The sequence below is a fragment of the Shewanella gelidimarina genome (genome assembly GCF_023283945.1).
Classification (GTDB): Bacteria; Pseudomonadota; Gammaproteobacteria; order Enterobacterales; family Shewanellaceae; genus Shewanella; species Shewanella gelidimarina.
Genome location: NZ_JAKIKW010000061.1, coordinates 1 through 1,518 on the forward strand (window position 1 = coordinate 1; position 1,518 = coordinate 1,518).

The window sequence follows — 1,518 nt, forward strand, 5'->3', positions numbered from 1 at the left end:
GCCAGTGTATTAGCAAACGACAGCCAAACTATCGACGAAGAGAGTGTTGCCACTGGCAATGTGTTAGATAACGATGGTGATGTAGACAACGATTTAACCGTTGTAAGTTTTGAAGTCGATGGCCAAACGGTTACTGCAGGCAGCACGGTAGAACTTGAAGGTGGCTCTCTTGTTATCAATGAAGATGGCTCTTACACCTTCACTCCAAATGATAACTGGAATGGCAGCGTTCCTGTCATTACTTACACCACCAATACTGGCTCAACAGCAACACTCACGATTGAAGTCACGCCAGTAGATGACGCCAGTGTATTAGCAAACGACAGCCAAACTATCGACGAAGAGAGTGTTGCCACTGGTAATGTGTTAAATAACGATGGTGATGTAGACAACGATTTAACCGTTGTAAGTTTTGAAGTCGATGGCCAAACGGTTACTGCAGGTAGCACGGTAGAACTTGAAGGTGGCTCTCTCGTTATCAATGAAGATGGCTCTTACACCTTCACCCCAAATGAAAACTGGAATGGCAGCGTTCCTGTCATTAGATACACTACCAATACAGGTTCAACTGCAACACTCACTATTGAAGTCACGCCAGTAGATGACGCCAGTGTATTAGCAAACGACAGCCAAACTATCGACGAAGATGGCGTTGCCACTGGCAACGTATTAGATAACGATGGTGATGTAGACAGCGATTTAACCGTGGTTAGCTTTGAAGTCGATGGCCAAAGTGTTACTGCAGGCGGCACGGTAGAACTCGATGGTGGCTCTCTGGTTATCAATGAAGATGGCTCTTACACCTTTACCCCAAATGAAAACTGGAATGGCAGCGTTCCTGTTATTACTTACACCACCAATACTGGCTCGACTGCCACGTTAACGATTGAAGTCACACCAGTTGGAGATGACGCTGATATCACTGTTGGCGACAGCGATGCGGGCACCGTCACTGAAGATGGTTTAACAGATAGCGATGTCGATACCGTTGAAGCAGTCTCTGGCAGCTTGACCGTCACCGATGTGGATGGTGGCGAAGCCGTCTTCCAAGTCCAAACCGATGTTGCTGATGGCAACTACGGTAGCTTCACTATTGATGCTGACGGCAACTGGTCTTACGAACTCAATAACGACCATATTGATGTGCAGTCACTTAAAGCGGGCGAAACACTGACCCGTACCATCACTGTCACCAGTGCTGATGGCACAGCCAGTCACAATGTGATCATCTCCATTGTCGGCGCCAATGACCCTGCGGACATCACTGTCGGTCAAGGCGATAGCGATGCGGGCACCGTCACTGAAGATGGTTTAACAGATAGCGATGTCGATACCATTGAAGCAGTCTCTGGCAGCTTGACCGTCACCGATGTGGATGGTGGCGAAGCCGTCTTCCAAGTCCAAACTGATGTTGCTGATGGCAACTACGGTAGCTTCACTATTGATGCTGACGGCAACTGGTCTTACGAACTCAATAACGACCATATTGATGTGCAGTCACTTAAAGCGGGCGAAACA

1 protein-coding gene is annotated in these 1,518 nt (G+C 48.0%); it reads left to right on the plus strand.

Annotation, left to right across the window (positions count from 1 at the left end):
* On the plus strand, positions 1–1,518 hold a 1,518-nt coding region (locus L2729_RS21470), incomplete at both ends, for a VCBS domain-containing protein (RefSeq protein WP_248990044.1).